Here is a 13,865-nt window from a genome sequence, read left to right as displayed (position 1 = left end):
CCATGCATGCAATATGAGGTAATCCAACTCACAAACAATTGCAAGCAAAATTTCTCGACTTCCATGCAAATTCAATAGAGAAACATCGATTGAACTATAAGAACTCCATAGAGCACCAAATTGAGGACCTTATTCAACAACAACGCGCTCATTGTCGCCAACTTGTACTATTATAGTCTGTACAAGTGGTTTCCTTCCCAAAAGCCTGTTTACATGTCTTCTGACTGCAAGACGGATTTCTTCTCTCGTTTCTTCCCATTGAGCAGCGGATACGGGATCGATGAATGCAAGCTGCTCTTCCACGGCAATCCGTGCGCCTTCCAGCAGTTCGGGTTCGGCTTCCTCGAACGTCACTCCTTTTGAATGCAGTTCGGGGCCGCTGATTCTCTTTCCGGTTTCAGCATCTATTACCAGCACCACGATTACAAGGCCCACCTCGGCAAGGACGCGACGATCCCGGAGAACATCGTGTCCGATCTCTCCCACTCCTTTACCGTGAACAAAGATCCGACCCACTTCTATCTGTTCGGCGATACTAACTCCGTCGTGAGCGATGGAAACAACGTCTCCATTCTGAGCAACAAGAACCCTTTCCGGAAGGACCCCCTCTTCGACGGCAATTTCCGCATGTCTTCGAAGGTGTCGGAATTCTCCATGGATAGGAATGAATGCCTTGGGACGCAGCAACCGAATCAAATATCTCAGTTCTTTTTCAGCGGCATGGCCGGAAACGTGTACAGGCGATATCTTGTCGTATATTACACGGGCGCCGCGTCTGCAAAACTCGTTGATGACATGGTTGATAGCCTTCTCGTTTCCAGGGATAAACCGAGAAGATAAGACCATGATGTCTCCAGGTTTGACCCGCAAATATTTATGCTTGTCAAAAGCCATGAGGGAGAGCGCGGACATGGGTTCTCCCTGGGAACCGGTAGAGATTACGACTGTCTCTTCATCCTTCAAAGTATCAAGATCTTTTACGTCCACGAGAATTTTCGGCGGAACGTGTAAGTAACCTCTTTCCGAAGCGATCCGAACGTTCGAAGCCATGGAACGTCCGACAATCACCACTTTTCGGCCGAATTCCTCTGCCAACTGAAAGACTTGCTGGATACGGTGAATGTGAGAAGAGAACGTCGCAACAAGAATCCTGCCTTTTGCAGTCCTGAATATTTCCTCAAATGCCGGACGTATGGCGGTTTCAGAAAGAGTGCTCCCTTTCTTTTCTACATTCGTGCTATCGGAAAAGAGCATCAAGACGTTTCCGGTTTTGGAATACGCTATCAGCTTTTCCAGATCGCAAAGTCGTCCGTCAACCGGGGTGGGATCCAACTTGAAATCACCCGAATGGACGATCACGCCGATGGGCGTAGTAATCGCAAATCCCACACCGTCGGCTACAGAGTGGCACATAGGGAAGGCATCGATAACAAAAGGTCCCAGGTGAACAGGTTGATCCGAAGAAATGATGCGTCGCTCCGTCGAGCCCAGGATGTCGAATTCCTCAAGCTTACACTCGATAAATCCCATCGTGAGGCTGGTACCGTAAATCGGAACGTTTATCTTCTTGAGGAGGTAGGGTAGGGCGCCAATGTGATCTTCGTGCCCGTGGGTAAGAAATACGCCCAAAATATTGTAGTCTCTCTCCAGAAGAGCATCTATGTCCGGAATTACAATATCGACTCCGGGCATAGACTCATCCGGGAACATGAGACCTGCATCGATAATGAATGCATCCCGTCCGTAGGACACAATCATCATATTCAGGCCGATTTCTCCGAGCCCCCCTAAGGGAAGCACTCTCAGGTCTTCATCCATATGGCTCTTAACACGATGAATAGTATCAACTGGTTCTCATGGATAGAGTATATCATTATGGGTATCCTGCACACCGGTTCGGGACACGGCATGATGTCCCGGCGGTGGGAGCCTGTCGGCACTTACGCGCTTAAGTACTCGGCCACACGATCTCCCACTTCTGAAGTGGAATAGCCCATGCGTCCTGCATCGAGACTCTTCAGATCTTTTGAGAGCACTTTCACTACAGCCTTTTCAACGGAATCGGCTGCTTCTTTCTTTCCCAGTGTTTCCAGCAACAAACCCCCTGCCAGGATGCAAGCAAGAGGGTTGATTATATTCTTGCCGGTGTATTTCGGTGCGGATCCACCAATGGGTTCAAACATGGAGACGCCTTCGGGGTTTATGTTTCCTCCCGCGGCTATGCCCATGCCTCCTTGTATCATCGCACCGAGATCGGTGATGATGTCCCCGAACATATTGTCAGTGGCAATGACATCGAACCATTCGGGATTCTTGACCATCCACATGCAGATTGCGTCCACGTGTGCATAATCCGTCGAGACATCGGGGTATTCCTTGGCCAGTTCCTGAAAGGTTCTGTTCCACAAATCCCAGGCATAGGTGAGAACGTTCGTCTTGCCGCATAATGTCAGCTTTTTTCTGGGGCGCTGACGAGCAACCTCAAACGAATACCTGAGCAGACGCTCGATACCTTTCCGAGTGTTAATCGATTCCTGGATCGCCATTTCATCGGGGGTCCCTTTCTTGAAGAAACCGCCGGAGCCGACGTAGAATCCTTCAGTGTTCTCTCTGTGAACGATAAAATCAATGTCTTCCGGTCCCTTATTCTTCAGCGGCGTATCCACACCCGGATAGAGCTTTACCGGTCGAAGGTTCACATATTGATCCAGCTCAAATCTCAACCTCAAAAGAATTCCCTTTTCCAGAATACCCGGTTGCACGTCAGGATGTCCGATGGCGCCCAAATATATCACGTCCGCCTGACGCAACTCTTCCACTACCGAATCTGGAAGCACTTCGCCGGTCTTCAGAAAGCGGTCTCCCCCCAAATCGTAATCGACAAAATTCAGGGCGAAGCCGTACAGGGAACCTGCAGCCTGAAGCACCTTTTTCCCCTCTCGGATAACTTCAGGGCCCGTTCCGTCTCCGGGAATCACTGCTACAGAATAAGACTCACTCATTTCCACCTCTTTTAGTGGGGTATTTACATCAGATATTTGATAACGCGCGTTGAATTCATTCCAGCGCGCTCACTGAGCATATTGAGGAATACTACACCAAGGAATAGTGAATCTCAATCGGGTTGGATAAGATTCTGAGAATGAATAGGAATGCGGGATTTGCACACTTTTGGGTATTTTGGATACCTAAAACATATCTAATTATTGTCGGTTGACTTTGTCTCTTCATCGATTATTCTCTATTCAACACGGTTGGTATCGAAGGTTCCGGGAGTCATCAAGCCGACCCTCGCGATTTTTTAATTGCGGGGGTTGACTTTTTCTGGGGCCAGAGCTATTTTAGGTCTCGAAAGGCCGTCTTCCATTTGTATCATGACTCCCCCCCCTTGATACCTTACCGGAGACGGTCTTCATTTTTTCAATTGCTATTGTTTGACCATTTTGATCGGAAAACGGATCGGGAATTGAAATGAGCCGCTCTTCTTTACCTCCTTGGATTAAACGTTCCTTTCCGCGTGCATCCGCAACCTCTTCCATACACAGGCAGACCTACGGCAAAGGCCTCCATACCGTCTGCAAGGAGGCGTTATGTCCAAACCGCGGAGAGTGTGAAGCTCAAGGAACTGCGACTTTTCTCATCCTGGGAGATCGCTGCACTCGTGACTGCCGGTTTTGCGCGGTCCGGCACGGAATTCCTGCAGAAGTGAATGCCGAAGAACCGGAATCCGTCGCTGCTTCTGTTGCTGCTCTGGGACTGAGGCACGCGGTAATCACATCCGTGACGCGGGACGACCTCGGTGACGGAGGAGCACACGTCTTTTCCGAGACTATCCGGGCCATAAAGCGAACGCGCCCTCTTGTTACGGTAGAAGTGCTCATTCCCGATTTTCAGGGGGATCTACAAGCGCTCGAAACCGTGATCGATGCCCGTCCTGACGTGATCAACCATAATGTCGAGACGGTGCCCCGCTTATACCCTCTGGTGAGGATTGGCGCATCGTACGAGCGCTCCCTTGAGTTGTTGCAGCGGGTCGCTGCCAGCGGAACAGTAGCCAAATCCGGGATCATGGTAGGCATGGGAGAGACCGGAGACGAGATCGAATCGGTGATTCGGGACCTCGTACGCGTGCAATGCTCGATCTTGACTATCGGTCAATATCTGAGGCCTTCGCCGGAGCATCACCCTGTGGCGGAGTATCTGCGTCCGGAAGCATTTGCGGAACTTGGAGTAATGGCTCTGAGAGAAGGAATCAGAGAGGTAGTGTCAGGACCTTTGGTAAGAAGTTCGTACAAAGCGGCTGAGAGCCTGTGCTCGATGATGGCGCCCCCCACAGACGATTCTCCACAGCCTTTGCCGAGCAGGGACAACGTCGCGCCGGAAAATGATCGAGAAAACTGAGCATCGTGGTTATCGGCCGGCATTTCTCAAGGCTTCCCGAATTCTCAAACCTAATTCGGTGGCCAGATCCGAATCCGACTCTTTCAGCACAGTGGCGATTTCCCGCCATTCGTCTTCATCTCCGGAAAAAGTGATCTCAATGATCTCTTCCTGAGTATCGTTTACCATAGCTTCCATAAGTTCCATGCGTTATCTCCTCGCGCTTGTGTCCTGCGTACGTCTTTTCAGTTCGAGACATTCGAGCTTCAGCAGCGACATGGACATTTCCACACCCGTTCAAGGGGCGCTTTCCGTCACCGGGTTCGCTATGAGAAAATCCTATAAAATGCCAGTGAGAAAGGCAATAAGTCTCAACTCTTTTTTTTGAGTACAGGTAACGGAGCTAATGCCTTGCGTTCTTGACCTCAAAGGTGCTAAACGCTGCGTATGGCGGCAAGAATATCAACGGAATACGTGAAATGCGATCTGTGCGGGTCTGAAGATCAGACATTACTCTTCTCAAAAACGGATCCCGTAACGCGACAGGATTTTAACCTGGTCCAATGCTCGTGCGGAATGGCATTCGTTAACCCCATGCCTGCAGAGGAATCGATTCCCGCGCTGTACCCCGACGATTATCACAAAGACAAAGATGTGGACGTGGAGAGATTCAGACGACTCCTGGATTACTTGCCACAGCAATCCGGAACGCTTCTCGATATCGGTTGCGGCCGCGGAGATTTCGTGAAGCTTGCAGGAGACGCCGGGTGGAGAGCCGAAGGCGTGGATCTCATCGATTGGAAGACTCCGCACGAAATTTCAGTACGAATAGGCGACTTCCTGACGATGGAACTTCCGGAATCCCATTATCAGGCTATCACTGCATGGGCTTTTCTTGAACATGTCCGCAAACCTTCTCTGTATTTCCGGAGGGTCTCGGAGCTGATCAGTCCGGAGGGACGTTTCGTTTTTCTCGTGCCGAACATTGGGGCGTTTGGAATGCGGAGCAGTTGCGCGGAAGATGTGCCGCGCCATCTTTCACTATTTACTCCTCAATCGATCGCAGGATATCTGGATACCTGCTCAATGGAAATTGACAGGATCTTCCACACGGATCAAATCTATACATCGTACCCGTTCGGCCTGTTAAGGCTGTTGCTCATACCGTCAGCACGCAGGAATTCCTCATGTGCGTACAGGCAGAACAAATCGGTTGCCATGCTGCGCAATCAACGTTTCAGAGGCAACGTCGGCCCCTGGATGAAACAGGTTGCCACGTCAATTCCTATTACGGATATTGTGATCGATCTGGCTGATATAGGGCTGGCTGTGCTGATTGCAAAGGCGTCTAAACTGCTGGGCAATTACGGGATTGTCATAGTTTCGGCAAAAAAAAAAGCAATCCTAAAGGAGGATTGCTAAGAGGGTATGGTTAGGAGTCGTTGTTCGCCATCTTATTGAGCAACAAGCATGCCAAGCACCGGAAGTACCCAATTTCGCTTGACCCATCCAAAGATATGCTCATTTTTTCCTTTGTGAGTTGTTTCATTTTTTCGCACCTTTCGATCATCCAAGACATCAAGTGTGAAATTTTTTCGCAATTCGGTTTTGGAGGTAGTTTACATCCGCCACACCTCAACGCAAGAAACCGCCTCGCGTTCTTATCTTTACCGAAATCGCGCTGTCCGGCTCTGTAGAGAGACCGATACGCGCCTCTGATCGACGCATTACTGGAGAAAAACGCTATTTTCTCGCTACGCGAGCGGCAAAAAAACCATCCAGAGGCATTTCGGGGGGTGGAGGGAACGTTGCGAAAAAACCGCGCGCGTCCACCAAAACGGGCATCGGGACTTCTTCCCGGATGAACGGGAGCAGCGAAAATCCTGGACTTGCGGTGAGGAAGGCATCGACAACCCCCACCGTTTCCTCTTCAGTGGGCGAGCACACGGAATATACGAGCATTCCTCCGGGATTCAGGAGACCTGCCATATTGGAGAGGATGCGTGACTGGATTCGTGCAAACTGCATGAGAGCTTCCGGAGTCACCCGATACTTGGCTTCGGGATTGTGCCGAAGCACCCCTAAATTGGAGCAGGGTGCATCCACGAGGATTCTATCGAATGTACCCAGTTCTTTCACCATCTGCGGATCGGCCGCGTCGCCTACGACGAACTCAACTGAATGCACACCCAACCGCTGGAGGTTTGCAGCCGTCTCATTCAGGCGTTGTTGTGAAATATCGAGCGCGACTATTCGCGCATTGTCCTGAACGAGAGCAGCGAGGTGCGATGTCTTTCCTCCCGGAGCTGCGCACGCATCGAGAATTCGCATGTCAGGCTGAGGTTTCAAAAGGGGCGCAATCATCTGTGACGCGAGCGCTTGCACTACCAGCGAGCCTTCAAGAAATCCCTTGATTGTTTCAACTTTTCCCGAGGAACGCATAACGCGCAAAGCGTTCGGAAACCCGGGAATTGCCTGAAGCTCCGATTCTTCTGTGATTTGTGAAACGGTATCCGGCGTCGCCTTGAGGGTATTGAGCCTCAGCTCAAGGGAAGCTTTGGAATTGTTGTGCTGTAAAATGTGTTTGGTTTTTCTGTAACCAAAACGGTGAAGCCATCGGCGGACCAGCCATTCCGGGTGAGAATAGTAAACGGCCAGTCGTCTCGGATCTTTTTCCGGAGGAGGATCGGCTGTTTCTCTGTCTCGCAAAGCTCTCCTGAGCACCGCGTTAACGAATCCCGCATGCTTCTTAGAGCGTTGGGATGCATACATTACCGCCTGATCGACTGCGGCATGCTCGGGAATTCTCTGAAGAAAGAAGATCTGGTACAGCGCAGTCCTCAGGATTTCCCGAACATCCGGATCCATCCTGGTTCCCGGTCTGATAACGCATCGCCGTATAATCGAGTCCAGACGATCGCGCCAGCGAACCACACCGTACACAAGCTCTGTCGCGAGGTTTCTGTCTTTGGCCGAGAGGCTCTGGCGATCGAGCGCATCGGAGAGCGCGTCTTCTGCGAACCGGCCTTCGCGAACTTCTTGGAGTACTTGTAAAGCTACTTTTCTCGATGGAGTAAATAGAGACGCCACACGAAGATTCTTATACCGGGAGATTTTCGCCGGAGAAGGAAGATTCTCCGGCGACTCTAGAAGTGATTAATAGCCTGCCATGTGCTGCAGCCGCGCGATTCTCTCTTCGATTGGCGGATGGGTGGAAAACAGACTTGCCAGGCCGCCGCCGAACAGAGGGCTCACGATGAACATGTGAGCAGTTGCCTGATTGGCATGCATCGGGATGGCTTCGGAGCCTCTCCTCAGCTTATCCAAAGCGCTTGCCAGCCAGAGCGGGTGATCGCATATTTGAGCACCTGTGTCGTCCGCCATATACTCACGGGATCGCGAGATTGCCATCTGAATAATTGCCGCGGCCAATGGGGCCAGAATCATCATGAGAATGGTGCCTATGATAGAACCTCGTTCTTCATCGTCCGAACGGCCGCCGAATAGGAAACCAAACTGAGCAAGATATGTCACTGCCGCGCCGATAGTTGCCGCGACGCTTTGGATCAAGATGTCCCGGTTTTTCACGTGGCCCAGCTCATGACCGATGACTCCAGCCAGCTCTTCCCAGGACAACAGGCGGAGAATACCTTCAGTCACGGCAACGGCCGCGTGGGAAGGATTTCGCCCGGTTGCAAAGGCGTTGGGTGAATCGTCAGGTATAATGTACACCCTTGGCATGGGCAGGCCTGCCCTGTCAGCCAGTTGTTGAACCAGGTGATAAAGATCCGGAGCTTCAGCCTCAGTCACTTCCTGAGCCTGATACATGCTCAGGACGATCTTGTCGCTGAACCAGTAACTTCCAAAATTCATGACAATGGCAATCACCAGAGCGATGGTGGCTCCGTTCTTGCCTCCAATTACTCCACCGATAACAACCAGGAGCGCAGCCAGAGCGGTCAATAATACGATCGTTCGAAGCTGGTTCATAGTTTAGTCTCTCCTTGAATAGTGTTCATGTGCGGACCGACACTTTAGGGGCCGCTAATCTGCGTGAAGAACATCAGAACATCACAAAGATGCCGTTTGACCACTGTTAATAAACAGCAACGCTGGTCGCTGCCGGTCCGAATGCTCCAACCTTGATTGAAGTCGGCAATGAACGTCACTGTATTCGCGCTACGCCAACCTTACTGCATGAAATCTCCTCTTTTGAGGTGTTTTCCTCGAGCGAAATCCGAAGCTGAAACCGCTTTTCGACCCGGAGCCTGCACCGTTTTCAGCAACAGGAGATCCTTACCCGTGCCGACAAGGATTCCATCCGGAACAATATCATAAATCTCGCCCGGTTCTGCTTTACCGGTACGATGCTGTGCGTCGCTGAGTTTCACCTGTTCTTCCTGGAATACAAAGAAAGCTCCAGGCCACGGGCTCATTGCCCTTACCAGCCGGGAGAGGAATTCCGCATCTCTGGACCAGTCAAGTTTGCCGTCTTTTTTCGTGAGCAACTTCGTGTAGGTCGCCTTTGCGTGATCCTGAGGAATAGGGGTGATTTCTCCTGCAATCATGAGCCGTAAAGTATCGACCACCAGGGAGGCTCCAGGTTCCAATAATTTGTCATGAAGCGAACCGGTGGTGTCGTTTTCGGCAATAGGTATTTCCCGGCACAGCAAGATGTCACCTGTATCCATGCCCTTGTCCATGAGCATAGTGCAAACACCCGTGAAACTTTTTCCGTCGAGAATGGCCGCTGAAATGGGCGATGCGCCACGATAGAGAGGCAAAAGCGATGCATGGAGATTTACACACCCCATACGCGGCATCTCAAGAATTTTCGACGGCAAAATTTTCCCGTACGCTGCTACGACAATTACATCGGGATTCCATTCGACCATCGCGTCGACAACATCCTGATTCAGACGTTCCGGTTCCATAACAGGGATGCCGAATCGATCTGCGGCAATTTTCACCGGTGTTGATGAAATCTTCTGCCCTCTCCCCCGAGGCTTGTCGCGCTGAGTAACGACTCCGACGACGGTAAAATTTTCATGGAGAGCAAGCAGGACTGGAACCGAAAAGTCGGGGGATCCCATAAAGACCACCCTGAGGCTCATTTATCTCTCCTGGCTTTTTTCTTCAAACGGCGCCGGTAGAGATCTCTTCTGAGAGGGGAAGCATGATCCAGAATGGTTGTTCCGTTCAAATGGTCTATTTCGTGCTGAAGCGCACGGGCGAATAGCCCTTCGGCATCGAAACGCAGCGGTTTACCCGAAATATCAACTCCCTGAACTTGGATGAATTCAGCTCGTTCAATCTCGACTCCCAGTTCAGGAACAGAAAGGCAACCCTCTTCGTTTACGGTTTTCCCTTCCTTTTTGATGATTTCGGGATTCAAGATGATTATGGGGTTCTTTTTCTTATTTTTGGATTCCTCGTACGGATAAATCACATCGACTACAATGAGCCGAAGTAATTCACCGAGCTGATTCGCAGCCAGTCCTATTCCCGGGGCCTTGTACATGGTTTCGGCCATGTCCTGGGCCAGGCATATGACACGCTCGTCTATGTTCGTGACCAATTCGGCTTTGCGGGTCAACGCGGTATGAGGAACGACCATGATTGTACGCACGGCCATCAAATACACCTCACAGACTTTTACCTAATATGTCTACTTTCCCTGATTACTGTCAAGATTCTCACGTTTCTTGGGATTCGAAAGATCGGCATTTTGCCACAAATTGGATGCAACAGAGACCAAAAGGGCATAGGCGCTAACTTGGGATCACGGCTGCTTAAATGGGCACCTCCGAGTGTAAAGGAAGCCATCAATGTCCCCCTTTTCTAAAGGGGGATTCAGGGGGATTTTCAGTGGCGGAGCTAAGGGAACAATCGTGAGGTGCAGGAGGCGCTTTCAGTTGAACGCCTCCCTGTATTTGCCCATTATTCCGACGTAATAGGAATTTTTCTTGGCACCGCTTTTTCGGCTTTGGGCATGACAAGTTTCAGAACACCATCTGACATGCTTGCAGTAATCTTTGATTGATCGATCATGTCTGTGACCCGGAAGCTCCTGAAGTAATTTCCGGTCTGGTATTCCGTCATCAGGCCTTGGCCTCTTTCTTCCGTTTCCTGAGATATCCTTCCCAGGATCGTCAATACTTCATCGCGAAGATCTATTTCCACCTGGTCGGGTGAGACTCCGGGCATATCCGCCAGAAGGATGAGCTCGTTGTCGGATCCGTAAATATCGACTGCAGGTGAAAAGTAACGCCCTTCCCGGGTGAATTCGCCCTGAGGAGCAACTTCCGACTTGTTGGTGACTGGTAGTTCATCGGCCATTTCAGTGTTCCTCCTGTACAGGTTATTCCGCAGTAATCGAAATTTGCTTCGGTTGGGCTTTCGCTTCTTTTTGCAGGGTCACTGTCAGAATGCCGTTCTTATAGTTCGCTTTTACTCCCTCGGGTTCCACCCTGCCGGGGAGAGTGAGGCTTCTCTGGAAAGTGCCGGTAGCCCGTTCGCGCCTGTGATAGCTCGCCCCTTCTCCGATTTCTATCGGCTTCCGTTCACCTTTAAGGGTCAGAGTATCTCCTATAACTTTGATATCAAGATCTTCCGTCTTCATGCCGGGAATTTCTGCAGTGACCACATAGCTGTCATCCATCTCCTTCACGTTGAGGAGCGGAAATATGCGGGCTTCTCGCCAAAGCGGATCGAAAAAGGATCGTGGCGTGCCCCCGCTCATGGCATGGAAAAGCTCGTTCATGCCTTTTTGCAGGCGATCGAACTCCTGCCAAAGAGGATCTCGTCCTATTCTCCATCGGACCATGGCTGTTTCCTCCCTTGTTGCATTATTCTTGTTCTCTCATGTCAGAATCGCATTCATTTTTGTTCTTTAAATCCAAACGCTCAGCTTAATTCGTCGACGAATCAACCGTTTCCATGCAACCAATTTAGGGTTCAGTTATGCATCGGCCTATGCTTGTCAAGCCCCTCCCATGTGCCGTCGAGTTCGTTTGGTGCCTCTCTTGCGTGCTTTACACACATGTATACTTGAGGGTTTTTGCAGATGTTTCCGTATAACACCTCTCAGCAAAGCCGGTTAGATTTTCTGAGTGAAAATTAACGGTACGGCGCATCATGGAACGCCGCACCGGGAGGCCTGCCTTGGACAGGGGAAGAACTTGGGTGGACCGGAGGTCGGCGAACCGGCCCATAGGGGTGGAGGACAAGAAATAGGACGCCGCATTTCTCAGCAGGGTGCCGGAAGGTAAGAAGATACGGCGTCCTGTCAAGGGAATACTCGAAATAGGAGGTGTCTAATGTAAAAACCAGTATATAGAGATATATTAATATATGTCAAGTCATTTTTTCTTGTATTTTGAATATCCGCTTGAACCCTGCGACATGATCTGGAGAAAGCTATTCCGTGCACGATCTTGACGTTTGTCAAACGGAAGCAGGACAGTAATCGGATTTTCCGTTTAGCGGCCGAAGGTCAGATACCCAGGTCCACCCAAATAGCAGCGTGATCCGACGCGGCATCCATCGCCGTTTTCATAGTGTCCATGTGAGGAAATTAGGAGCCTTTTTGCCTCCCTATCCCTATACTCCGCGTCGCTCAATTCCACATCGCTCATGGACTCACGGTTCCGTACCACAGTAGTATGGACAGAAACAACGCATCTACTTTCGAGAAAAGCATGGTTAACTTGTTAGAGCTCCACAATCATGAAAGGAAAACAGATGGATTACGAACTGAAGATTGTCCGGGAAACCGATCCTGCATGGAATGAAAGCATGGATTCCTGGTGGAATAATGGGGGAGCACTGCTCTGGAATCGATACGGCGGTTTCGGGAAAGATAGTCTCGTTCTTTCCGCGGAGGAATTAGAATCGTTCCTGGAACGTGCGCGGACAATTCAGGGTTGGAATTCCTCACCGCTTCCCGATGCTGAAACGAATCCTGTGATCATAGTTTCCTTTGTGAAGAGCAGCCAACCTGAAGCTGCGAGAGAGGCGATCCCACCGGATTCGCACGCGCTGCCCGGTTCCTTCGAATCCTGTTGCTCTGATTGCGGGAGGCCTATCCATGAAGCGCTTCGAGAAATGGCATCCCGGGATTCAGTCACGGTCTCTGTACGGGCTATGAATCACCTGTTGAACAGTCTCGCTGAAGCTATAGCGTTCAGCCGCCAAAAAGGGCCGAACAATTATCGGACATGGGAAGCTTCGATGGAGGAAATCACGGCTGACATACAGTGCAGAAGTTAGAACGAATATCGATCGAACCTTTTTTGCGGAGGCGTCTCGTCTCGTCTACTCCTACGAACCCTTCGGGGTCACGAGTCATTGACATTCCTGTCCAAGTTTATCAGTATTATTCTTTCCGAAAGATCCAGAGTATTTGGAGCGCACCCAAGAAACCCCTATAATTTGCGCTTTAGAAAGTATCCGGATTTTTTCGTCCTGGGAACGAAAACGGCCCTGCCGCGTGATTTGTAATTTTTTATGGCGCAAAGGAAACGACCGCGATGAATTTACCCTGCCCGATTTGTATCAGCGAAGAAAGAAATATCGACGGATATGATCTCATTTTGGTTCTCGGATTGATGAAAGAGTACAACTGGAAGGAAATCTGGCGCAAGTACCAGCCCGAAGATAATTCCAGCGAAGCAGTGAGCATGTATTACCAGGCAGAGAATTACTTCCTCGAACTGCACATCCAAAAGATGCAGCGGATAATTCTTTCTGAGAAGTTCAACACGAATCCTTTCTTTATGCAGCAGGTGATCCAGCGTATCACTGCATCGCACCATCACGATCTGATTCTGCGGAAAATACGGCAGCAAGGACTGGATGGAGGCGAAAATCCTATCTGCCTTTCCTGTTCCATGGGCAATATCATTGTGGATCTGATCGTCAATCGCAATGAGTCTATTCCAAAGCTCGCGAAGCCAAAACGGGGAACAAGCCGTATTGAAAGTCTCGAGAACCGCCCCTTGGACGTGTACGATCTGAGTTCCGCATTGTATCTGTGTCAACAGAACTTGACGGAGAGTCTTTTCAGGCGTTATGCGGTCCCTGACGCTAAAAAGGAAGGTTCTGACAAGAGAGTACGCATATCCACACGATTAGGTCATTACGATGTGGTTCTCAGCTTCAAGTGCATAGACACGAATCGCGAAATGGTAGTCCCACCTCCCGGGAACGCATCGGTTGCAACGATACATCAGGTGATTCAGCGCATGAACTTCAGGCACGCTCCTCGGCTCATTCATCAGGAACTTGAAGCAGTGGGGCTGTCAGTAACTTTGGAAGAGGTGGAAACCGGATTTTCCCTTCGTAGATTTATCAACAATACTGCGCTGCGGGTGGACTTTCTACCTCACGATTGACAGGAAAACGGCTGTCCAAACGCTTGCATGATGTTGATAGAGCCAGGTCCTTGTCTTATATTCAAGAGTGAGTTTTATCCGGTCATCCCG

13 protein-coding genes are annotated in these 13,865 nt (G+C 50.3%); 4 read left to right on the top strand and 9 right to left on the bottom strand.

Features of this window, described 5'->3' with window-relative positions; translation table 11 throughout:
- Positions 1 to 129 precede the first annotated feature (129 nt).
- Both DESTI_RS20585 and DESTI_RS20580 read right to left on the bottom strand, forming a co-directional pair.
- The gene (locus tag DESTI_RS20585) at positions 130 to 1,818 is read right to left on the bottom strand and encodes a ribonuclease J (protein ID WP_014811911.1); all 1,689 of its coding nucleotides are present in this window, start codon (positions 1,816 to 1,818) and stop codon (positions 130 to 132) included.
- Between the two features lie 122 nt (positions 1,819 to 1,940).
- Positions 1,941 to 3,002, bottom strand: a complete 1,062-nt coding sequence (locus DESTI_RS20580; RefSeq protein WP_014811910.1) for a 3-isopropylmalate dehydrogenase — start codon at positions 3,000 to 3,002, stop codon at positions 1,941 to 1,943.
- A 469-nt stretch (positions 3,003 to 3,471) separates the two neighbouring features.
- On the opposite strand from DESTI_RS20580, the gene lipA reads away from it, so the two are divergent.
- The gene (gene lipA / locus DESTI_RS20575) at positions 3,472 to 4,401 is read left to right on the top strand and encodes a lipoyl synthase (RefSeq protein ID WP_014811909.1); all 930 of its coding nucleotides are present in this window, start codon (positions 3,472 to 3,474) and stop codon (positions 4,399 to 4,401) included.
- A gap of 9 nt (positions 4,402 to 4,410) precedes the next feature.
- Here lipA and DESTI_RS30910 read toward each other — a convergent pair whose 3' ends face one another.
- Positions 4,411 to 4,587 (bottom strand): hypothetical protein, encoded by a 177-nt coding sequence (locus tag DESTI_RS30910; protein ID WP_014811908.1) that lies wholly within the window; start codon positions 4,585 to 4,587, stop codon positions 4,411 to 4,413.
- 240 nt (positions 4,588 to 4,827) lie between these two features.
- On the opposite strand from DESTI_RS30910, the gene DESTI_RS20570 reads away from it, so the two are divergent.
- Positions 4,828 to 5,802: a class I SAM-dependent methyltransferase gene (locus DESTI_RS20570; RefSeq protein WP_014811907.1), complete on the top strand. Its 975-nt coding sequence runs from the start codon at positions 4,828 to 4,830 to the stop codon at positions 5,800 to 5,802.
- 321 nt (positions 5,803 to 6,123) lie between these two features.
- On the opposite strand, the gene rsmB is transcribed toward DESTI_RS20570, so the two are convergent.
- The 6 genes from rsmB to DESTI_RS20540 form a co-directional block, all read right to left on the bottom strand.
- Positions 6,124 to 7,470 carry a 16S rRNA (cytosine(967)-C(5))-methyltransferase RsmB gene (rsmB, locus tag DESTI_RS20565; protein ID WP_014811906.1) on the bottom strand — a complete coding sequence of 449 codons (1,347 nt, stop codon included), beginning with the start codon at positions 7,468 to 7,470 and terminating at the stop codon, positions 6,124 to 6,126.
- A gap of 66 nt (positions 7,471 to 7,536) precedes the next feature.
- Entirely contained in the window at positions 7,537 to 8,370 is an 834-nt protein-coding gene (htpX, locus tag DESTI_RS20560) for a zinc metalloprotease HtpX (protein ID WP_014811905.1), read from the bottom strand.
- A gap of 200 nt (positions 8,371 to 8,570) precedes the next feature.
- On the bottom strand, positions 8,571 to 9,494 hold the full coding sequence (gene fmt, locus DESTI_RS20555; protein ID WP_014811904.1) for a methionyl-tRNA formyltransferase: 924 nt from the start codon (positions 9,492 to 9,494) through the stop codon (positions 8,571 to 8,573).
- Positions 9,491 to 10,015, bottom strand: a complete 525-nt coding sequence (gene def / locus DESTI_RS20550; protein ID WP_014811903.1) for a peptide deformylase — start codon at positions 10,013 to 10,015, stop codon at positions 9,491 to 9,493. Before def ends, fmt begins: the two co-directional genes overlap by 4 nt.
- A gap of 305 nt (positions 10,016 to 10,320) precedes the next feature.
- Complete coding sequence (locus tag DESTI_RS20545) at positions 10,321 to 10,719, bottom strand: Hsp20/alpha crystallin family protein (protein WP_014811902.1); 399 nt, start codon at positions 10,717 to 10,719, stop codon at positions 10,321 to 10,323.
- Positions 10,720 to 10,741: 22 nt separating this feature from the next.
- Positions 10,742 to 11,206 (bottom strand): Hsp20/alpha crystallin family protein, encoded by a 465-nt coding sequence (locus DESTI_RS20540; protein ID WP_014811901.1) that lies wholly within the window; start codon positions 11,204 to 11,206, stop codon positions 10,742 to 10,744.
- A 902-nt stretch (positions 11,207 to 12,108) separates the two neighbouring features.
- Here DESTI_RS20540 and DESTI_RS20535 point away from each other — a divergent pair.
- Together DESTI_RS20535 and DESTI_RS20530 are read left to right on the top strand one after the other, a co-directional pair.
- Positions 12,109 to 12,651, top strand: coding sequence for a hypothetical protein (locus DESTI_RS20535; protein WP_157212228.1), 543 nt, complete (start codon positions 12,109 to 12,111; stop codon positions 12,649 to 12,651).
- Between the two features lie 260 nt (positions 12,652 to 12,911).
- Positions 12,912 to 13,775, top strand: a complete 864-nt coding sequence (locus tag DESTI_RS20530; RefSeq protein WP_014811898.1) for a hypothetical protein — start codon at positions 12,912 to 12,914, stop codon at positions 13,773 to 13,775.
- Positions 13,776 to 13,865: the final 90 nt, after the last annotated feature.

This window comes from Desulfomonile tiedjei DSM 6799 (assembly GCF_000266945.1).
Taxonomy (GTDB): Bacteria; Desulfobacterota; Desulfomonilia; order Desulfomonilales; family Desulfomonilaceae; genus Desulfomonile; species Desulfomonile tiedjei.
This window is presented reverse-complemented; position numbering and strand designations above follow the sequence as displayed.

Excerpts from the sequence above, each read along its gene's own strand:
- DESTI_RS20585 (WP_014811911.1), bottom strand. The coding sequence starts at position 1,818 with ATGGATGAAGACCTGAGAGTGCTTCCCTTAGGGGGGCTCGGAGAAATC.
- DESTI_RS20580 (WP_014811910.1), bottom strand. The coding sequence starts at position 3,002 with ATGAGTGAGTCTTATTCTGTAGCAGTGATTCCCGGAGACGGAACGGGC.
- lipA (WP_014811909.1), top strand. The coding sequence starts at position 3,472 with ATGAGCCGCTCTTCTTTACCTCCTTGGATTAAACGTTCCTTTCCGCGT.
- DESTI_RS30910 (WP_014811908.1), bottom strand. The coding sequence starts at position 4,587 with ATGGAACTTATGGAAGCTATGGTAAACGATACTCAGGAAGAGATCATT.
- DESTI_RS20570 (WP_014811907.1), top strand. The coding sequence starts at position 4,828 with ATGGCGGCAAGAATATCAACGGAATACGTGAAATGCGATCTGTGCGGG.
- htpX (WP_014811905.1), bottom strand. The coding sequence starts at position 8,370 with ATGAACCAGCTTCGAACGATCGTATTATTGACCGCTCTGGCTGCGCTC.
- fmt (WP_014811904.1), bottom strand. The coding sequence starts at position 9,494 with ATGAGCCTCAGGGTGGTCTTTATGGGATCCCCCGACTTTTCGGTTCCA.
- def (WP_014811903.1), bottom strand. The coding sequence starts at position 10,015 with ATGGCCGTGCGTACAATCATGGTCGTTCCTCATACCGCGTTGACCCGC.
- DESTI_RS20545 (WP_014811902.1), bottom strand. The coding sequence starts at position 10,719 with ATGGCCGATGAACTACCAGTCACCAACAAGTCGGAAGTTGCTCCTCAG.
- DESTI_RS20540 (WP_014811901.1), bottom strand. The coding sequence starts at position 11,206 with ATGGTCCGATGGAGAATAGGACGAGATCCTCTTTGGCAGGAGTTCGAT.
- DESTI_RS20535 (WP_157212228.1), top strand. The coding sequence starts at position 12,109 with ATGAAAGGAAAACAGATGGATTACGAACTGAAGATTGTCCGGGAAACC.
- DESTI_RS20530 (WP_014811898.1), top strand. The coding sequence starts at position 12,912 with ATGAATTTACCCTGCCCGATTTGTATCAGCGAAGAAAGAAATATCGAC.